Source organism: Streptomyces sp. NPDC059398, from assembly GCF_042751845.1.
In the GTDB taxonomy this organism is placed as follows: Bacteria; Actinomycetota; Actinomycetes; order Streptomycetales; family Streptomycetaceae; genus Streptomyces.
Genome location: NZ_JBHYWP010000072.1, coordinates 1 through 18,840, shown reverse-complemented (window position 1 = coordinate 18,840; position 18,840 = coordinate 1). Strand labels below are relative to the sequence as shown.

The 18,840-nt window shown below is 71.1% G+C and carries 17 protein-coding genes; 8 read left to right on the top strand and 9 right to left on the bottom strand.

All coding sequences use genetic code 11. The annotated features are described in order from the left end of the window. Positions 1–85: 85 nt before the first annotated feature. Complete coding sequence (locus ACFXBC_RS23630; protein ID WP_385027794.1) at positions 86–640, top strand: flavin reductase family protein; 555 nt, start codon at positions 86–88, stop codon at positions 638–640. Here ACFXBC_RS23630 and ACFXBC_RS23625 read toward each other — a convergent pair. Further along, complete coding sequence (locus tag ACFXBC_RS23625; protein WP_385027868.1) at positions 568–1,098, bottom strand: PadR family transcriptional regulator; 531 nt, start codon at positions 1,096–1,098, stop codon at positions 568–570. The genes ACFXBC_RS23630 and ACFXBC_RS23625 overlap by 73 nt on opposite strands. Positions 1,099–1,321: 223 nt before the next feature. On the opposite strand from ACFXBC_RS23625, the gene ACFXBC_RS23620 reads away from it, so the two are divergent. From ACFXBC_RS23620 to ACFXBC_RS23610, 3 genes are read left to right on the top strand one after another with little or no spacing between them, the layout of a single operon-like run. Then, a complete protein-coding gene (locus ACFXBC_RS23620; RefSeq protein ID WP_385027791.1) occupies positions 1,322–2,449 on the top strand; it encodes an LLM class flavin-dependent oxidoreductase in 1,128 nt (375 codons plus the stop codon). Further along, positions 2,446–3,231, top strand: a complete 786-nt coding sequence (locus ACFXBC_RS23615; RefSeq protein ID WP_385027788.1) for an SDR family NAD(P)-dependent oxidoreductase — start codon at positions 2,446–2,448, stop codon at positions 3,229–3,231. Before ACFXBC_RS23620 ends, ACFXBC_RS23615 begins: the two co-directional genes overlap by 4 nt. Continuing rightward, positions 3,228–4,163, top strand: a complete 936-nt coding sequence (locus ACFXBC_RS23610; RefSeq protein WP_385027786.1) for an alpha/beta hydrolase — start codon at positions 3,228–3,230, stop codon at positions 4,161–4,163. Before ACFXBC_RS23615 ends, ACFXBC_RS23610 begins: the two co-directional genes overlap by 4 nt. 88 nt (positions 4,164–4,251) lie before the next feature. Here ACFXBC_RS23610 and ACFXBC_RS23605 read toward each other — a convergent pair whose 3' ends face one another. Both ACFXBC_RS23605 and ACFXBC_RS23600 read right to left on the bottom strand, forming a co-directional pair. Then, positions 4,252–4,467 (bottom strand): ferredoxin, encoded by a 216-nt coding sequence (locus ACFXBC_RS23605; RefSeq protein ID WP_385027782.1) that lies wholly within the window; start codon positions 4,465–4,467, stop codon positions 4,252–4,254. Between the two features lie 4 nt (positions 4,468–4,471). Continuing rightward, complete coding sequence (locus ACFXBC_RS23600; protein ID WP_385027779.1) at positions 4,472–5,662, bottom strand: cytochrome P450; 1,191 nt, start codon at positions 5,660–5,662, stop codon at positions 4,472–4,474. A 113-nt stretch (positions 5,663–5,775) separates the two neighbouring features. On the opposite strand from ACFXBC_RS23600, the gene ACFXBC_RS23595 reads away from it, so the two are divergent. Further along, entirely contained in the window at positions 5,776–6,378 is a 603-nt protein-coding gene (locus ACFXBC_RS23595; protein WP_385027776.1) for a TetR family transcriptional regulator, read from the top strand. A gap of 118 nt (positions 6,379–6,496) precedes the next feature. Here ACFXBC_RS23595 and ACFXBC_RS23590 read toward each other — a convergent pair whose 3' ends face one another. The 3 genes from ACFXBC_RS23590 to ACFXBC_RS23580 all read right to left on the bottom strand — a co-directional run bounded on the left by ACFXBC_RS23590 (position 6,497) and on the right by ACFXBC_RS23580 (position 10,201). Then, entirely contained in the window at positions 6,497–7,684 is a 1,188-nt protein-coding gene (locus tag ACFXBC_RS23590) for a peptidase S8 (protein ID WP_385027866.1), read from the bottom strand. Between the two features lie 688 nt (positions 7,685–8,372). Beyond that, the gene (locus ACFXBC_RS23585; RefSeq protein ID WP_385027773.1) at positions 8,373–9,332 is read right to left on the bottom strand and encodes a VOC family protein; all 960 of its coding nucleotides are present in this window, start codon (positions 9,330–9,332) and stop codon (positions 8,373–8,375) included. Positions 9,333–9,436: 104 nt separating this feature from the next. Beyond that, a complete protein-coding gene (locus ACFXBC_RS23580; RefSeq protein ID WP_385027769.1) occupies positions 9,437–10,201 on the bottom strand; it encodes an SDR family NAD(P)-dependent oxidoreductase in 765 nt (254 codons plus the stop codon). A gap of 122 nt (positions 10,202–10,323) precedes the next feature. Between ACFXBC_RS23580 and ACFXBC_RS23575 the strand changes: the two genes are divergently transcribed. Further along, positions 10,324–10,995 (top strand): TetR family transcriptional regulator, encoded by a 672-nt coding sequence (locus ACFXBC_RS23575; protein ID WP_385027766.1) that lies wholly within the window; start codon positions 10,324–10,326, stop codon positions 10,993–10,995. A gap of 139 nt (positions 10,996–11,134) precedes the next feature. On the opposite strand, the gene ACFXBC_RS23570 is transcribed toward ACFXBC_RS23575, so the two are convergent. The 3 genes from ACFXBC_RS23570 to ACFXBC_RS23560 form a co-directional block, all read right to left on the bottom strand. After that, positions 11,135–11,995, bottom strand: coding sequence for an alpha/beta fold hydrolase (locus ACFXBC_RS23570; RefSeq protein ID WP_385027863.1), 861 nt, complete (start codon positions 11,993–11,995; stop codon positions 11,135–11,137). Positions 11,996–12,234: 239 nt separating this feature from the next. Next, on the bottom strand, positions 12,235–13,599 hold the full coding sequence (locus ACFXBC_RS23565; protein ID WP_385027764.1) for a rhodanese-like domain-containing protein: 1,365 nt from the start codon (positions 13,597–13,599) through the stop codon (positions 12,235–12,237). A gap of 188 nt (positions 13,600–13,787) precedes the next feature. Then, the gene (locus ACFXBC_RS23560) at positions 13,788–14,651 is read right to left on the bottom strand and encodes a rhodanese-like domain-containing protein (RefSeq protein WP_385027761.1); all 864 of its coding nucleotides are present in this window, start codon (positions 14,649–14,651) and stop codon (positions 13,788–13,790) included. A 792-nt stretch (positions 14,652–15,443) separates the two neighbouring features. Between ACFXBC_RS23560 and ACFXBC_RS23555 the strand changes: the two genes are divergently transcribed. Both ACFXBC_RS23555 and ACFXBC_RS23550 read left to right on the top strand, forming a co-directional pair. Then, positions 15,444–17,621 carry an alpha-N-acetylglucosaminidase gene (locus ACFXBC_RS23555; RefSeq protein WP_385027758.1) on the top strand — a complete coding sequence of 726 codons (2,178 nt, stop codon included), beginning with the start codon at positions 15,444–15,446 and terminating at the stop codon, positions 17,619–17,621. A 139-nt stretch (positions 17,622–17,760) separates the two neighbouring features. Beyond that, positions 17,761–18,840: right-handed parallel beta-helix repeat-containing protein (locus tag ACFXBC_RS23550; RefSeq protein ID WP_385027755.1), on the top strand; the 1,080-nt coding region annotated here is incomplete at its 3' end.

Genomic DNA, 18,840 nt, shown 5'->3' with positions numbered 1-18,840 from the left:
TCCCTACTTGACGTGCGGGCGTGGCCGGTATCCAATCACACGTGTTTCGGTTAGGCATACACCTAGTAGGAACATTGGAGGCAGCATGCCGACCCTCACACCCCACTCCACGCCGGGATTCGACGACTCCATGCGGGAGGTACTCAGCAGTTTCTGCACCGGGGTCGCGGTCATCACCGCGATCCAGAGCGACGGACGCCCCACCGGAATGGCCGTCCAGTCCTTCTCAGCGGTATCTCTGGATCCGCCGCTGATCTGCTTCTGCCCGGCCCTCACCTCGACGACCTGGCCGCACATCCGCGCGGCCGGCCGCTTCGCGGTGAACATCCTCGCCGCCGAACAGCAGCCGCTGTGCAGGCAGTTCGCGGTGACCGGCCAGGAGAAGTTCCGGGACGCGGGCTGGCGGCCCGGCGCCAACGGCGCACCGCTGCTGGACGGGGCGCTGGCCACCGTCGAGTGCGAGCTCGCGGACACCTTCCCCGGCGGCGACCATCTGATCGCGCTCGGCCGGGTCACCACGCTGGAGCGGCACGGCGAGGCCGGGCCGCTGCTGTACTTCCGGCGGGGCTACGGCCGCCTGCGCTCCAGCTCCTCCAGGTCGGCGAGCATCGAGTCGGCCAGATCGCGCTCCGAAGCGTAGTACCGCTCGGCCCACTTGAGGGTGAGGGTGGGGTAGGCCCACGCCTCCTCGTCCCGCGCCCCGGCGATGTCGACCTCGGCGCGCTGCCGCATCTTCTCCGCGTACTCGCGGTGGGTGCCGAGCACATCGCGCATCTGCCGGGCCTCCAGCAGGTGGCCGAGCCAGATCCGCAGCATGACGCCGTGCTTGAGCACGGGCGGCTCGACGGGCGCCTCGCGCGCCCATTCCCGTACGGCGTCCATCCCCTCGGCGGTGATCGCGTAGACCCGCTTGTCCCGGTTGCCGGTCTCCTGGGCGACCATCCGGGAGGTCACATAGCCGACCTTGTCCAGCCGCTTGAGCTCCCCGTAGATCTGCGAGAACGACGGGCTCCAGTAGAAGAACCGCAGCGACCAGTCCGACCACTTCTTCAGGTCGTAGCCGGACAGCTCCTCGCCGAAGGAGAGCAGCCCCAGCACGGCCCAGCTGGTCGCCGGGAGCGCCGGCCTGCCGGACCCGGCGCCCCGCTGTCCGCCCTGCTCGCCGCCCTGTTCGCTGCTCGTCCGCTTCTCCGCCACGCCCCGCAGTCTACGGTCCGGCCGCGTCCGGGCAGACCACGGCGGGCGGCCGGGGCCCCGCCCCTTCCGTCCTCCACCTATGCCTGATAGAAGTATTCCTAATCGAAATACTCGGAGGCATCCCATGAAGTTCTCCATGATCTTCGAGGCTCAGCTCTCGAACCCGACCCCGGAACGCGAACGCCAGGTCATCAACGACTGCGTCGAACAGGCCGTGTACGCCGAGGAGGTGGGCTTCGACCGGATCTGGGCCGTCGAGCACCACTCGCTCTCGCAGTACGCGCACATGAGCGCGTCCGAGATCTTCCTGACCTGGGTCGCCGCCCGGACCTCCCGGATCCGCATCGGCCACGGCGTCGTCACGATGCCCTTCGGGTACCAGCACCCGGTCCGGGTCGCCGAGCGCGCGGCCATGCTCGATGTGCTCTCCGGCGGACGCGTCGACATCGGCTCGGGGCGCGGCGCGACGAAGCAGGAGATGTCCATGTACGGGGTGCGCCCCGAGGACACCTATCCGCAGATGGAGGAGGCGCTGCGGATCTTCTCCGCCGCCTGGCGCGAGGAGCGCTTCGAGTGGCACGGCTCGATCGACATCGGCCCCGGCGCCATCCTGCCCCGCCCTGTGCAGGACCCGCATCCGCCCCTCTTCATGGCGTGCAGCAAGCACGACACCCTCAAGCTCGCCGCCGAACTGGGCATCGGCGCCCTGGTGATGGGCTTCGCGGGGGCCGACGACGTCCGTGCGATGCGTGCGGTGTACGACGAGGCCATCGCCGCCAGGAGCGGCGAGCGGTGTGTGTCGACCGAGGTCAACGACCACTTCTCGGCGCTCTGCCCGACGATCGTCCTCGACGACGCGGAGCGCGCGCTGCGCATCGGCACCCGGGGCCAGCGCTTCTTCGCCGAGTCCATCGCGCACTGGTACGGGAACTCGCCCGCCCCCACCGGGGACGACGAGGACGAGGACCATGTGGCGGTGCTGGCCCGCGAGCGTGACGAACTGGTCGCCAGGCTGCACGACGCCAACATCCCGGCCCGCCCGGTCGACACCGGCACCTACAACGCGGACCACGCCTACGGCACCGCGGACACCGCCATCGCCTATGTCGAGAAGCTGCGGCAGATCGGAGTGGACGAGGTGATGTGCCTGATCCAGATGGGCACGGTGCCGCAGGAGGCGTGCATGGAGACCATCCGCCAGTGGGGCGAGACGGTCATCCCGCACTTCCGGGCGCTGGACGGCGAGAAGTGACCGCCCGGGAGGCCGCGGACGCGGCAGCGGCGGCAGCGGACGCAGTACGGCTGGACGGCAAGGTGGCGCTGATCACCGGAGCCGGCCGCGGCCAGGGAGCCGTCGAGGCACGGCTGTTCGTCGCATCGGGCGCCCGGGTCGTGATCACCGATGTCCGGGAGGAGGAGGGCCGCGAGGTCGCCGCCGGTCTCGGCGGGGCCGCGGTCTTCGTCCCGCACGATGTGACGGACGCGGCGAGCTGGGAGACGGCGGTCGAGACGGCCGTACGGAGTTTCGGGCGGCTGGACATCCTCGTCAACAACGCCGCCCTGTGGCGTACCGCCCCGGTCGATGCCGAGACGCAGGAGAACTTCGAACTGCTGTTCCGCGTCAATCTGCTCGGGCCCTTCCTGGGCATCAAGGCCGCGCTCCCCGCCCTGAGGGACGCGGGAGGCGGATCCATCGTCAACATCTCGTCTACCGCGGGAATGGTGGGCATCGCGCAGCACGCGGCCTACGGGTCGAGCAAGTTCGGGCTGCGCGGGCTCAGCAAGCACGTCGCCCTGGATCTCGCGGCGGACGGCATCCGGGTCAACTCGGTGCATCCCGGGATGGTCGACACCCCGATGGTCGCGGGGGCGCTGGGCGAGGACGCCGGGCAGCGGGAGCACCCGCGGGTGCCACTGCGGCGCATGGGCAGACCGGACGAGATCGCCGAACTGGTCCGCTTCCTGGCGTCCGACGCCTCCTCCTACATCACCGGAGCAGAGTTCACCGTGGACGGGGGGCTGACCACCGGATGAGCCTCACCCCTGCCGCACGCCGCTTCGCCGACGCACTGGCCCACGGTTTCCCCGACCCGGTCGACGGCCCCCTGGACGTGGCCGCCCTGCGCGCCGCCTCATCGGCCGGACCGGCCCGCGGGCTCCCGGAGATCGCGCGGGTGGGCGACGCGTACGTACCGGGCCCAGCGGGCGCTTCACCCGTGCCCGTACGGATCTACGAACCCGATCCGCACCGTACGGACGGCGGCCGGCCGCTCATCGTCTTCTGCCACGGCGGCGGCTGGGTGATGTGTGGCCTGGACACCCATGACGGGCTCTGCCGTGAACTCGCCTCGCGCACCGGGGCGCTGGTGGTGTCGGCCGACTACCGCCGGGCGCCCGAGCACCGGTTCCCCTGCGCGCTGCTCGATGTCCACGCCGTCCTGGAGTGGGCAGCCGGGCGCGCCCGTGAGCTGCGCTGCGACCCGTCCCGGCTGATCGTCGCGGGCGACTCCAGCGGCGGCAACCTGGCGGCGGCGGCCGCCCTGATGGCCCGGGACTCCGACGGTCCGGCCATCGCGGCCCAGCTGCTGGTCTACCCGGTACTCGACCACCGTCTGGAGACCGCTTCGGCCACCGAGTACGCCACCGGATTCTTCCACACCACCGCCCATATGCGCTGGTACTGGCAGCAGTACCTCGGGCCGGACGGCGACGGCGCTGAGCCCTACGCGTCCCCGGTGCGCGCGGGCGACCTGGGCGGGCTGCCTCCCGCACTGCTGATACTGCCCGAGTGCGACCCGCTGCGGGACGAGGGCAGGGACTACGCGGAGCTGCTGCGCGAGGCGGGCGTCCCGGCCGAAGTGCGCGTGGAGCGGGGGATGTTCCACGGCTTCCTCGGCGGCGCCGGTGTCCTCCCGGAGGCGGACGCGGCGCTCGGCGCGGCGGCCCGGTGGCTGCTGGACGTGTGACGGGGCCGGACGGCCGCGCCGCCCCTCGCGGACGTACGCGAAGACGCGAAGACCGCGGAGGGGCGGCGCGCCGGACTCCCGCCCGTTCCTACGGGCGCGGGCCGATGGGTTTCTCCCCGTCGTGGACGGCGATGGCCATCGCCGGGCAGATGTCCGCGGCGTCCAGGGCCCGTTCGTCCTCCTCGATCTCGCTGCGGAGCGCACGGGCCCGGTCGTGGTCGAGGGCGAAGAGATCGGGGGCGGCTCCGGCGCACATCCCCGACGCCATGCACTGGTTGCGGTCCACCTCCACATGCCAGGTCATCGGCTCACCACCCCACCGGCATGACCCGGGGGCCGCGGACCAGCATCTCGCCCTTCCAGACGATGTCACCGGCCAGCCGGAGATCCGGGAAGCGGGCGGTGAGCGCGCCCAGTGCCTCCTGGAGTTCGAGCCGCGCCAGCGGGGCGCCCAGGCAGTGGTGGACGCCATGGCCGAAACCGAGGTGCTGGTTGGCCGCGCGTGAGAGGTCCAGCTTGCCAGGGGCCGAGAAGCGCAGGGCGTCCCGGTTGGCCGCGCCCACCGCCACCAGGACGGGAGAGCCGGCGCGGACCAGGGTCCCGCCGACCTCGATGTCCTCCTTGGCGTAGCGTGGCTGGCCCGCGCCGCTGCCCAGCGGTACGAAGCGGAGCAGTTCCTCCACCGCGCCGTCGATCAGGCCCGGCTCGGAGCCCAGCCGCTGCCACTCCCCCGGGTGGTCCAGCAGGGTATGGACGAAGTTGGGGATCTGGCTCGCGGTGGTCTCGTGCCCGGCGACCAGGATCCCGACGCAGAGGTCGACCAGTTCGAGTTCGGAGAGCCGGTCGCCGCCGTCCCTGGCCTCGATCAGGGCCGTCATCAGGTCGTCACGCGGATCGGCGCGGTGCTGGGCGATCAACCCGGCCATATAGGCGCGGAGTTCTTCACGGTTGGCGTCGAACTCCTCGGCCGTCAGCGAACTCGTCGAGAGCGCGGCGTCACTCCAGACCCGGAACTTGGGCCGGTCCTCCTCCGGCACACCCAGCATCCGGCAGATCACGGCGACCGGGATCGGCAGCGCGTACTCCTCGACCAGGTCGACCGGCGGTCCGGCGGCCTCCATCCGGTCCAGCAGCGAGGCGGTCAACTCCTTCACCTGGGGCCGGAGTTTCTCGACCTGACGGACGGTGAACGCCTTGGCGACCAGCGAGCGCAGCCGGGTGTGGTCCGGCGGGTCCATGCCCAGGATGCCGCTGTCCCTGCGGCCCTCGCCCTGACGGGGTTCGTCGTGCTTGTACCCCTCGGCCCGGCTGAAGCGCAGGTCACCGAGGACGAAGCGGGCCTCCTCGTAGCGGGTGACGAGCCAGGCCGGCTCGCCGTAGGCCATCCGGACCCGCAGCAGTCCCGGGCGGTTGCGTACCTGTTCGTACTCCTCGGCCAGGGCAAGCCCCTCGGCCGCGTTGAAGGGATAGGCGAGAGGTTCCGTGCTGGCTGTGGTCACGCTGCTCTCCTCTTTTGTAAGCACCTGCTTACAAACGCTAGATGCGCGACAGGGCACCGTCAACGGCGGTATACGGCCGTTATGCTGACGCCTCATCGAGGAGGAAACGGATCATGGGGGAACACCCGGCCGACGGACCTGCCGAGCGGCGCCGTGACGCCCGGGGCACCCGGCGACTGCTCCTCGACGCGGCGGCGAAGCTCTTCGCCGAGCGGGGATACGAGGCGGCGACGGTACGCGACATCGCCGCGCACGCGGGGGTCAACCAGGCTCTGCTGTTCCGCTACTTCGGCTCGAAGCAGGCGCTGCTCACCGAGGTGATGGCGTCCGGGGGCCAGGAGCAGGTGCGCACGACGGCGCCGGAGCGGCTGTTCGCCACCGCTCTGCGCGGGATGCTCACCGATGGCGGGAAGGAGACGGCCGATCTGCCGCTGGCCGTCTATCTGCGGTCCATCGGGGCCGGTGGCGAGGTGGGCGACATGGTCCGGGCCGTGGGCGACGCGTACTCGGCGGCACTGTCCACCCTGTCCGCAGAGGAGGACAGTCTCCTGCGCGCGGATCTGGCCATGGCGTGGCTGCTCGGGATCGGCCTGATGCGGGTCGTCGTGGCCAGGGAACCCCTGGCGAGCGCCGCTCCCGAGGAGATCTCCCGGCTGGTGCTCGGCGCGCTGGGGAGTCTGCTGGAGGACCTGCCGCCCGACGGGGCCGGGAGCTGAACGCTCCGGCGGCGGCGCCCTGAGGGGCGCTCTCGTCCGGCATCCCCCGGTGGGGCGTGCGGACAGCCTTGCGGGGCGGCCCCCAGGGGACCGCCCCGCAAGGAGGGAACAACGGATGTCAGCCGGTGAAGGCCGCGGTTCCGTTGGGGGTGCCGAGGCCGCTCGGGCCGTCGTAGCCGGCCTTGCCGGTGCACAGGTAGGACGAGCCACAGCTGCCGTTCGAGCCGCTGGTGACGTCATTGAGCGAACCGGTGTGCGCGTACGGGAACGACGCCGGGGTGGAGCCCGACGACGGGGTGCCCGCGAGTGCGTAGACCGCCGCGATCAGGGGCGACGACGCGCTGGTGCCGCCGAAGACCATCCAGCCGGTGCCGGGGCTGTACGAGTCGTACACGGCGACGCCGGTGTTGGGGTCGGCGACCGCGGACACATCGGCGACCGTGCGCTTGGCGCAGCCGGTGTCCTTCTGCCACGTGGGCTTGGCGTCATAGCCGGAGCAGCCCGAACCGGCGCCGCTCCACACCGTGTCCACCCATCCGCGCGTGGAGGAAGCGGTCTTGAGCGACGTACCGCCCACAGCGGTGACATAGCGCGACGACGCCGGGTACTCGGCGCCGTAGCCGTCGTCACCGGAGCTCACGGTGACGGCCACACCGGGGTGGTTGAAGTACTTGGTGTCGTACGAGCTGTCGGAGGAGGACTCGCCGCCGCCGTAGCTGTTGGAGACGTACTTGGCGCCGAGCTTGACGGCCGTGTTGACCGCGGTGCCCAGGTTGGCCATCGTCGGTGACGTGGCCTCCACCAGGAGGATGTGGCAGTTGGGGCAGGCCGCGCTGACCATGTCGAGGTCGAGGGATATCTCCTCGGCCCAGCCGCCGTCGGCCGAAGGCAGGCTGGAGGTGCCGGACTGGCCGACCTTCTTGAAGCAGCCGTTGGCCGTGGTGCACGCCGAAAGCCCGTACTGCTTACGGTAGGTCGCCAGGTCGGACTCGGCCTTCGGGTCGTCGTACGCGTCGACGATCGCCACGGTCGCACCCGAACCCGCCGATGCGGACGGGAGTTTGTACGCCGCCTGGAGCGAGGACGGGCCGAGGCCCGACGGCGCCGCGGCCGCGGTCAGGTTGCGCTCGGCGTTCGCCGACGCGGGGGTGCCGGACGTGACATGGAGTGCGTTGCACGCCATGTAGTCCTTCTTCGTCGGCTGCGCACACGAGCGGGCGACCTTGACGCCATGGGCGGATGAGCCCGAAGAGGCGGGCGCCGCCTGGCCGATGGGTGCGGCCAGCGCGAGCGCGGCGGCGGCCATACCGGCCACCGCCGTGAGGGAAAGGGATCTGCGCAACAACTTTCTGCCTCCGTCTTGTGGGGGAACGAGGAGCTGTGCGGGTGCCTTTGCTGCCCCGGCCTGCGGGGTACGCGGCGAGGCGGCCACAACCTACGTTCGCCAGGAACACGTCAACAAGATGACCGGGGGCGTCTGTACCCGCGTTTTACTCTCGGGGGCAGCCGATGGGTGTCCCATGGCCAAAGGCTTGCCTGCTGGGGAGAGTGAGCAGAGGCGATACGGGGGTGGCACCGAACGGCGCTTGAGCGCAGGGGTGTTGGGGATGCGGTGACGGACCGGCCCGGCTCCTCCCACGGGCGCCGCCGGTCAGCCCGCCCCGCTCGAACGGGATCTGCGCAGAACGGCGGGGCCCTTCTGCCGTGGATCGCGGGCTGCCTCTTACGGGTGGGCGACTGCCGGTTGGCGACTGCGGATTGGCGACTGCCGGTTGGCGACTGCCGGTACCCGACCTGACAGCACGTGCCCGCAGGAGCCGGGAACGCCTACGGGGTCGGTCCCGGCGCGCCGGCCGGCCCGGTGCAGCGTTCGGCCACAGCATGGCGTTCCGTCACGGCGTGATGTTCAGGCACAGCGGGCTGACGTCCGGTCACGGCGTGGCGCCCAGCCTCCGCGTAACGCCCAGCCCCTGCTCAGCCCCCACCGGTCTCCCCTACTCGGCCGGCCCCGGCGAGAGCCGGGCCCCCACGTCACCGGGATGCAGCGGGGTCACGGTGAACAGACCGCCGTCCGGGTCGCACAGTGTCGCCTCCATACCGGAGGGCGTCGAGTGGCGGGCGACCACGGTGCCGCCGTGCGCGAGCGCCGCCGCTACACAGACCGAGACGTCGGGCACCGGGAAGTGCACCTGCCAGTGCGGCCGGATCGCCGGATCGCGAGCCGCCTCCAGCGCGCCGGAGCTGAGGCGGGCGACCACGTGACCCCCACTGCGCAGGACCACCTCGTCCTCCTCGTACTCGACCTCGCAGCTGCCCGGGAGCCCGGTGGCCCAGTCGAGCACTCCCCCGTAGAAGATCGCCGCGTCGAAGGCGTCACGGGTACGCAGCCGCAGCCAGGCGGGGGTGCTGTCGCGCCACGCCTCCCAGCCGGAGAGGAGCTGTCCCTCCCAGATCCCGAAGACCGCGCCTTCCCGGTCGGCGGCCAGCGCTCCGCGCCCCGAGACGAGGGAGACCGGTCCGATGGCCACCGTGCCGCTGCGCTCCCTGATCCGGGCGGCTGCCACGTCCACGTCGGAGACGGCGAAGAACGGGGTCCAGGCGACGGCGACCTGGAGGGTGGGCGCGAGCGCACCGATACCGGCGACCGGGGATCCGTCCAGAAGGGCGACGCTGAACTCCTCGCCGAGCTTCGCCGGCCGGAACCGCCAGGACATGACGGCGCCGTAGAAGTCCTGGGCCGCCACCAGATCCCGTGCGGTCAGGTTGACCCAACAGGGGGCCCCGGAGACCGCGTCGCTCCATTCCACGCCTGCGGCATCCACCGGGATCTCCTCCTCGTCCGCCGGGAACCGTCCGGTTCCGCCGCCCCACGCCCGCCGCGTGTCGGGGCGGCGCTGCGCTGAGGGGCCGGGCGCCGCCGACGGCGCCTCGTCCGGTGCTTCCAGTCTGCCCATACCGGACAGCCACCGCTCGTCGGCCGCTCGTCGGCCGCCCGGCGGAGAGGCTCCGTCGGGCGGCCGGCTGGGCGGTGGCTGCCCCGGCCGCCGGATGGCACGGCTCAGGCGTGCGTACCGCCGTCGATACGGAGCTCGGTGCCCGTCACGAACGCGCCGTCGTCGGACGCGAGCATGGCGATCACACCCGCCACCGTCTCCGGCCCGGCGAAGCCCTGGCCGATGGCCGGGGAGAGCTTCGCGAGCAGGCTGAGGTCGGCGTCCGCGGGCAGGCCCGGGTCGCTGGTCATGCCCGAGGCGATGGAGCCCGGCGCGACACAGACCGCCCGCAGCCCCTGCTTGGCGTACTCGATGGCTATGGCGTGGGTGAAGGACTGGATACCGCCCTTGGTCGCCGCGTAGGCCGCCATGTACGGGTGGGCGAAGCTCGCGGACGTGGAGCTGAAGTTGACCACCACGCCCTTGCCGTCCGCCAGCAGCGCGGGCAGCGCCTCGCGGGTGACCAGGAAGGTGCCGGTCAGGTTCACCGCGAGCATCCTGTTCCAGAACTCCAGGCTCGTGTCCGCGGTGTGCGAGGACCGCAGAATGCCCGCCGCGTTGACCAGCGCGTCCAGGCCGCCCAGATCACTGATGGCGCCGCCGATGGCCGAGCGCACCGACGCCTCGTCCGAGATGTCGGCCACGACCGTGGTGAGCCGGCTCTCGGTCCCTGCCGCGCGCGCCTGCTCGCGGGTGGTGTCGAGGCCCGCCTCGACGATGTCGGCGGCGACGACGGTGCCGCCCTCGGCGAGGATGCGGGCCACAGTGGCCTGCCCGATGCCCGAGCCACCACCGGTGACCAGTACGCGGCGTCCGTCAAAGCGGTTCATTGTTCCTGTCTCCGTTCCGGGCTCGCCTTCGAACCCTTCTTCTGCACGGTACGCCTTTATGGCACGTTGTGCCAGAAAGGCAGATCGAGCAGGACAGCGGCACCGGGACATACCCTTGGGGCATGCCAGACACGCCCCGGACAGCCACCGGCCGGCCCTCGCTCACCGAGCGCCGCAAGGCGGCGACCCAGCTGGAGATCGCCCGCACCGCCGCCGCCCTCTTCGCCGAACGGGGCGCCGACGGCACCACAGCCGAGGACATCGCCCGCGCATCGGGCATCGCGCTGCGCACCTTCTACCGGTACTTCCGGACGAAGGAGGACGCGGTCGCCCCCCTGCTCTCCAGCGGCGTGCGGCAGTGGATCGCCGATCTGCGCGACACCCCGGGCGACCTGCCCGCACCCCTGGCGCTCGAACGCGCCACGCTGCGCGCGCTCACCCCCACCGACGAGGCCGAGACCCAGGCGCTGCACTGGACCCGGGGGCTGATCCGCGCGATGGACACCCATCCGGGCCTGCTCTCCGTCTGGCTCCGGGTGACCCACGACGCCGAGGAGGAACTCACCCCGGTGCTCGCCGCGTTGGCGGGCGGTGGGGCGGACCCGCTGGAGATCAGGCTGGCCTCCGCCGCCGCCAACACCGCGATGCGTGTCGCCGTCGAGGTCTGGGCCGCGTCGGACGCACCGGACCACGGCCCCGGCGGCCCGGCCGAGCTCGCGGCCCGTTGTGTCCACGGGCTGACCGTCGGCCTGCGGCTGTGGGACGGCCCCGCCACGGCGGCGCCCACGGACTGACCGGAGCTGGTGCAGCCGTCCCCGCGTCCGACGGATGCCCCGGTGAGCGGCTCAGGGGCTGCCCGGCGGATCGTGCCGCAGTCGCGGGGTCCGGCCCGCCCAGGCCCGATCGGGAGCAGCTGACAGACCGGTCGAAGCCCTACGAGCCCACTGCGCGTTGCACGAATCGCCGAAGGTGTGCACGCACGACGTCGGGCTGCTCCAACCAGGGCTCGTGCCCAGCGCCCTCGATCCGCGTCAGCGGAAGACCGAGCCGGAGCGCGAGTGATTCCAGAGCCGATACGGGGCGGGGATCGTCGGCGCCACCGACAAGCTCCGCCCGCGCGGGCAGGCACGCGCGCAGCTCGGCAAGATGCTCATCGAGCGGGTCCGCGCGCCCTGCCTTGCCGAGATCACCGTTCATGGCCCAGTTGACGGGGCGACGCCGCCGGGCACCCTGCGCGGCCCAGCGCCACCCCCGTTCGGCATCGGCGTGATCGGTGAACCAGGCCAGCGTGAGCAGCTCGACTTCCTGCTCCTCCGTGCGGTGCGGCAGTTCCTCCAGTTCGCGGAGCCGTACCTGCTGAGCTGCGGACATGCGGCGGTCTCGCTCCGCTCTGTCCTCCGTGCGCCAATCGCCGACGAACGGCCCGCACATCAGCAGCATCGCGGCAACCCGGTCCGGGTGCGCCAGGCAGAACCGACTCGCCAGGTCAGTTCCGTAGGAGTGCCCGATGAGCACAGCCCTGGGCACGTCCCATGCGTCGAGCAGCTCCACGAGATCGTTGACATGCCGGGCGAAGGAATGGCGGCCCCGCCACCGGGAGTGGCCCGTGCCGCGCTGGTCGTACCGGTACACGGGCGCGAGGTCCGCGACCATGGGGGCGACTTGGCTCAAATAGTCCGGTAGACCCGGCCCGCCGTGGAGCATGACCACGGCGGGCCGCCGAGTCATGTCCCCCAGCGCCCTCCAACTCAACTGCGCCTCGTCGGTCATCGACGCGAGGCCCTGCGTCTCCATCAAGGTCACTGCGGAGAATCTACTGCCGCCGCTGAGGCCCCGCCAAGGGTTGAAGAACAAGCTGAGAAGTCGCTCCAGTTGGCGGGTCAGCGGTATTTGATCAGAAAGGTGGCTGGGCGGTGAAGGCGGTGGTGAGGACAGCTTGGGGCAGGTGGGCAGGCATGTTCGGGCCGAGGTGGTCAGCGTGGTGAGGGGAGAGGAACAACACGTGCCTTCTTCTGTGCAGGTGGAGCAGGACATCAGGGCCGGGTGACGCTCAGGCCCGTGTCGGCGGCGGCCTCGAAGCCGTCGTCTACGGCGGTGACCTTTCGTCCGGTCGCGTCCAGAAGGGAAGCGGCGGTCGCCGCCCGCATACCGCCGGCGCAGTGCACCCACACCATGCCGTCGGGTATCTCGCCGACCCGACCGTGCAGCTCGTGGAGCGGAATGTGCACGGAGCTCTCGATGAAGCCGTTCGCACGTTCGGAATCCCGGCGCACATCCAGTACCACCACGTCCTCGCCCCGCTTGCGTGCATCGGCGAGGTCGGCGAAGCGGGCGCGAGGGAAGGAAGCGAGCTGTTCCCCCTCACGAATCCAGGTGACCGGATCTCCGGTGCTGGCGGCGGCCGGGCGGTCGATGCCGACCCGGGTCAACTCCCGCTGCGCGTCGGCAATCTGCGCCGGGGTGTCGCCGAGCAGGGTGACCGGCTTGCCCCACGGGATCAGCCAGGCCAGATGGGTGGCCAGCTTGCCGGTGCCCTCGAAGTTGAACGATCCGGCCACATGGCCGTCGGCGAAGGCGACCCGGCTGCGCAGGTCCACCACCCACTCCCCCGCCGCCAGCCGCCCGGCGATCTGTGCGGCGTCGGCGGGCTCGGGCGGGGTCAGGTCGACCGGCGCGGGGCCGGCGGCGTTGGCCGGACCCATGTGCGCGTAGTAGGCGGGTACGTCTTCCAGGCCAGCCAGGACCCGCTTCACGAAGGAGTCCACATCCAGGGTGAGAGCGTCGTTGCTGGTGCGTTCCTTGCCGATCGTGGTCGCATCGCCCTCGGCCTGCGAGGAGGAACAGAAGCTGCCGAAGCCGTGCGTGGGCAGCACGGGCACCTGGTCGTCGAGCGTTGCCGCCAGCCGGTGGGCGGAGGCGTGCTGCGCGCGGGCCAGGCGTTCGGTCAGCCGTGGGTCCACCAGGTCCGGACGCCCCACGGTGCCGATCAGCAGCGAGCCGCCAGTGAAGACCGCCACCGCGCGTCCCCCCTCCTCCAGTGCGTACGAGGTGTGGTGCGGGGTGTGGCCCGGGGTGGCTATCGCACGCAGCACCAGGTGTTCGTCCACATCGAACGTGTCGCCGTCCGTGACGGGAGTGCGCGGGAAGGAGACGTGGGCGTCGGCCGGGACCAGGTAGCGGGCGCCGGTGAGGCGTGCCAGTTCCAGACCGCCGGTGATGTAGTCGTTGTGCACGTGCGTCTCCGCCACGCAGGCGATGCGCACCCCCCGCCGGGCGGCAGCGGCGATCACCTGGTCGACGTCACGGGGCGGATCGACCACGACCGCTGCTCTCGGACCGCCGGCCAGGTAACTGCGGTTGCCCAGCCCCTCGAACTCCAGGGTGTCGACAGAAAACACGCTATGGTTCCTTTCTGAAATTCCGCACCCGCTGCAATTCCCGTTTCGGGAAATCGCCGCCCACCGCATGAACGAGCCCCGACTCAAATGGCGGTAGGGAACTCCCGAAGGGTGCGGGGCGGGTGGCGTACCCGGCCGGCCTCACGCCGGCGGACGTATGCGGCGGTTATCCGCCGGTTCTGCTTTCGTCAGACCTTATGTACCGCAGCTCCGGCACGGTTGCCGTTGTTCGCCGAGCCCCCGCGGTCGGGGAGGGCAACCGGCAAACCAGCCGCTTCCCATGCCTCAAGGCCGCCTGTCACGCTGTAGACGGAGGAGCGGCCCCCTTGGATCGCCCGCGCGCCGCCCTGCATGCTGCGATTTCCCGTGCGGCAAATGAAGGCCAGGGGGCCGTCAGGCACATCCGACAGCGAGGCCGGAAATGTACTGAGCGCGGCGTGGACGGCGCCCGTCGGGTGACCCGCCGCCCATTCATCGTCCTCGCGGACATCGACCAGCGTGAGCTCCCCGTCCACAACGCGGCGACGCGCCTCCACCGGAGACAGGCCGACGGGCGTGTGACCATCTCCGGAACCCGGCCTCTGCGCAGGCAGGACCGTCCGGATCGCCTCGTAGTTCGAGGCATGGGCGACGGCTATCCGCTGTCCCAGCATCGGGCAGACGTTCATCGCCTCTTCCCAGTGAGCGGTGGACTCCCATTCCGCCACATTGACGAGAGAGAATTCGCTCCCTGGAACGATCGTGCGGAACATGTACGTCCGAATGAAACCGGGTTGAGCTGCCATCACGTTCGCAGCATCCTGCCAGGCGTCGAGATACGAGCTTTCCTTCTCCTCGTCGATCTCAATCGGAATGATCACAACATGGCGATTTTCCATCCGCAACCCCATCTGTCCTGTAAGGGAATCGTGAACCAGCGCTTTCTGGACGCAGTCTGCGCGCACATGCCTTTGGGTGGCAAATAGCCTTGCTGAAATCGCAAATCGGTCGGTGCGGTCCGATACGGCGTCCGCGGATCGGGTGGCCACCACTGGCGCAGCCGAGGCGGACACGTCTCACAGCGGACGCAGACGTGTCCGCGATCAGCGCCGGCGGGCGTGGAGCTGTCCGCCGCTGGTGGAGAACAGGGCCAGGATTTCGGCTGCCGCGTCGCGACCGGAGCCGTTCAGTGCGTGGGGTATGCGGGTGTCGAATTTTCCACCGCGGGTGAGAGGGACGAAGGTGGTGCCGTTGTTGCGGATCGGTTTGACGTGGACGCGGGGCCACCGGTGGGCGGGGCCAGGACGACCCGGCAGACGTGGGCCGGCGGCAGCAGGAGGTCCAGGTCACTCGGCCACCACTGCCCGGCGTCCACCATCGCCCGATGACCTCGCGGGTCTGGACCGAGGTCAGCACGGCGGCGCCCCGGCCAGGCCCCGGCGAAGCCGGACGAAGTCGACCTGCCGTTGACTGGGTCCTCCGTACAGGGCTACTTGACCACGACGGTGTTCCGGCGCGGGTGACAGGTCGACCAGCGTCCGCACCGGCCCGTCCGTACACGACAATCCGTCCGGAGATGTGACGCCTTCTCGGACCCGTCCCGCAGGACACCCTGATACACCGAACTCACGACCACAGCCTTCGCCCTGACTCCTCTGGCTCTGTGACGGAGGTACGGATCAGCCGGAGGCCACGACTACGGCCACGTCCACGACCGCGACCACGTCCGGTGACTGCAGAAGCCCTCACCTGGTTCGAGCCGCGTTCGATCGCGGACCGTAACGACAAGCTAAGATCCCCGGCCAGTGATCCGGTCCGTCACACCCGCCATAAGTCCGCCACACCCGCCATAAGGGAGTCGCCCCATGGACATCGGCCGACGCACGGTCTTCACCGCTCTCGGCGCCGCCGCCGCTCTCGGCGCCGGCCCCGGCAGCGCATCGGCGACGCAGCGCCCCGCGGCTGCCCGGGCGCTGGCACGGCTCCTCCCCCGCCACTGCGACCAGTTCTCCTTCCGCACCGTGCCGGCCAGGGACGGCGCTGACGCCTTCCGGGTGTCCGGGACGGCCGGCCGGATCGTGGTCGAGGGCAACACCCCGGCCGTACAGCTCACCGGCGTGCACCACTACCTGAGATCGGCGGCGCACGCCCACTTCTCCTGGAACGGTGAGCAGACCGCCCTCCCCCTCCGGCTGCCCGGCCTGCGGACCCCGCTCGTCAAGTCCGCCAACGTCGCGCACCGGTTCGTCCTCAACGACACCAACGACGGCTACACAGGCCCGTACAGCGGCTGGGACTACTGGGAGCACGAACTCGACGTGCTGGCCCTGAACGGCTACAACGAGGTCCTCGTCTACGCCGGTGCGGACACCGTCTACCACCGCACCTTCCAGGAGTTCGGGTACGGCGACGCCGAGCTGCGGGCGTGGATACCGGGCCCCGCGCACCAGCCGTGGTGGCTGCTGCAGAACATGTCGGGCTTCGGCGGGCCGGTCTCCCAGCAGCTTCTGGACCGGCGGGTGCGCCTCGCGCAGCGGATCGTCGGACGGGTGCGCGAACTGGGCATGACCCCGGTGCTCCCCGGCTACTTCGGTACGGTGCCGCCCGGCTTCGCCGACCGCAATCCGGGCGCCCATGTGGTGCCGCAGGGAGCCTGGACCGGTTTCACCCGGCCCGACTGGCTGGATCCGCGCACCGCGGTCTTCGGACGCGTCGCCGAGACCTTCTACCGGATCCAGCGCGCCCTTCTCGGGGACTCGGACATGTACAAGGTCGACCTGCTGCACGAGGGCGGAGACCCCGGGGACGTACCCGTCGGCGAGGCCGCGAAGGCCGTGGAGAAGGCCCTGCGGACCGCGCGTCCCGGGGCCGTCTGGAACGTACTGGGCTGGCAGACCAACCCCCGCCGCGAGATCATCGAGGCCGTCGACCGGTCGAAGATGTTCATCGTGGACGGCCTCTCGGACCGCTACCCGACCGTGACCGACCGCGAGCAGGACTGGGCCGGGACGCCGTACGCCTTCGGTTCGATCTGGAACTTCGGCGGGCACACCACGATAGGGGCCAACACCCCCGACTGGGTCGCTCTGTACGAGCAGTGGCGGACGAAGCAGGGCAGCGCGCTGAGCGGCATCGCGCTGATGCCGGAAGGCGCGGACAACAATCCGGCGGCCTTCGCGCTCTTCAGCGATCTGCCCTGGAGCGACGGACCGGTCTCCCTGGCCGCCTGGTTCGACCGGTGGTCGGCCGAGCGGTACGGGGCGCCCGACCGGCACGCGCGGGCGGCCTGGGACATCCTGCGCCGCACCGCGTACGGGACGACCCGCGAGGACAGTTGGAGCGAGGCACCGGACGGGCTCTTCGGCGCCCGCCCCTCGCTGACCGCACGGAGCGGCGCGGCCTGGTCGCCGGGCGGCCTGCGCTACGACACGGCCGAGTTCGCCCGCGCCCTGCCCGAACTCCTCGCCGTACCAGCCGCGTTGCGGCGCAGCAGCGCCTACCGTTACGACCTGCTGGACGTCACCCGCCAGACCGTCTCCCACCACAGCCGCACCCTGCTCCCCCGGATCAAGGCGGCGTACGACGGCGCGGACCTGACGGCGTTCCGGCGGCTCACCGCCGAGTGGTTCGAGTGGATGGGGCTGCTGGAGGAGACCGTCGCCACGGACCGCCGGTTCCTGCTGGGGCGCTGGATCGCCGACGCCAGGTCCTGGGGCGCGGGCAGCGCGGAGAAGGACCGGCTGGAGCAGGACGCGGTGTCGCTCCTCACCGTCTGGGGCGGTCGCGCCGCCGCGGACGACGGCGGGCTGCGCGACTACGCGAACCGTGAGTGGTCCGGTCTTGTCGGCGGTCTCTACACGCTCCGCTGGAAGACCTACTTCCAGGAGCGGGGCTCCGCACTCGCCGGGAACCGCGCGCCCCGGGACATCGACTGGTACGCCGTCGAGGAAGGCTGGATCCGCGACCACCCCCCGTATCGCACGGAACCGGCCGGCGACATCGTACGGATCGCCCGCAGGGTCGCCGGAGCCGACCGCGGCTGAGATGCCCCTCGGGCGGTACCAGCGGCCGGCACCTTCGCCGGGTGCCGCCCGACGGGCACCAGGCGCCGGGACGGAGGTCCAAGTGCCCTCCACTTCTGTCCATGGCCGGGGCACCGGGGCTCCGGATACCGTCCCGGCCATGTTCAGAGAACTGCTGCGGACCAAGGCCGTACTGACCGCGCTCGCGGCCGCCGTCGCCGGTCTGGCACCGACCGCCGCTGCCGCCGCCCAGCCCCGCACGGGCACCACTTACTACGTGGACTGCCGCGGCGGCAGCGACAGTTCGCCGGGCACCAGCGCGGCCCGCGCCTGGCACAGCCTCGCCAAAGCCTCACGGGCCTACGCCCCGGGCGACCGGCTGCTGCTGCGGCGCGGGCGCGGCTGTACGGGGACGCTCGCCCCCACCGGTTCGGGCACGGCCACCGACCCCATCCGGCTCGGCGCCTACGGCAGCGGGGCCAAACCGCACATCGAGGGGGCGGGCGCCCGCGCCGCCGTCCTGCTGCGCGACTCCGAGGGCTGGGAGATCCGCGACCTCGACCTCTCCGACACGGGCCCGGCCACCACGACGGACCGCCGGGCCGGACTGCTCGTCCTGCTGCGGGACTTCGGCACCGGCCACCACTACGTCGTCGACGGCGTGGACGTCCATGATGTCAACGGCTCCGACAGCAAGGACCCGGACCCCAGCGGCGGCATCCTCTTCGTGGTGCAGGGGTCCGCCGTGCCGACCCGCTTCGACGGCGTACGGATCACGCGCTCCACCGTCAGGCACACGGACCGCACCGGCATCGGCACGGCCTCGACCTGGAGCCACCGGGCCGCGAACCCCGACGGAACAGGCAGCAGCTGGGAGGCCATCACCGGCCTGGTCATCGACCGGAACAAGGTCTCGGACGCGGGCGGGGACGGCATCGTCGTACAGAACGCACGCGGTGCGCTGGTCGAGCACAACCGCGTGGACGGCTTCAACATGCGCTCCGCCGCCTACAACGCCGGTGTGTGGGCCTGGAATTCGGATGACGTGCTCTACCAGTACAACGAGGTGAGCGGGGGGCACGGAACGCGGGACTCCATGGCGTACGACATCGACGGCGCCAACACCCGGAACGTCTACCGCTACAACTACAGCCATGACAACGAGGGCGGCTTCCTGCTGATCTGCAACGGGGCGACCACCACCACGGACGGCAACCGGGTGCACGACAACATCAGCATC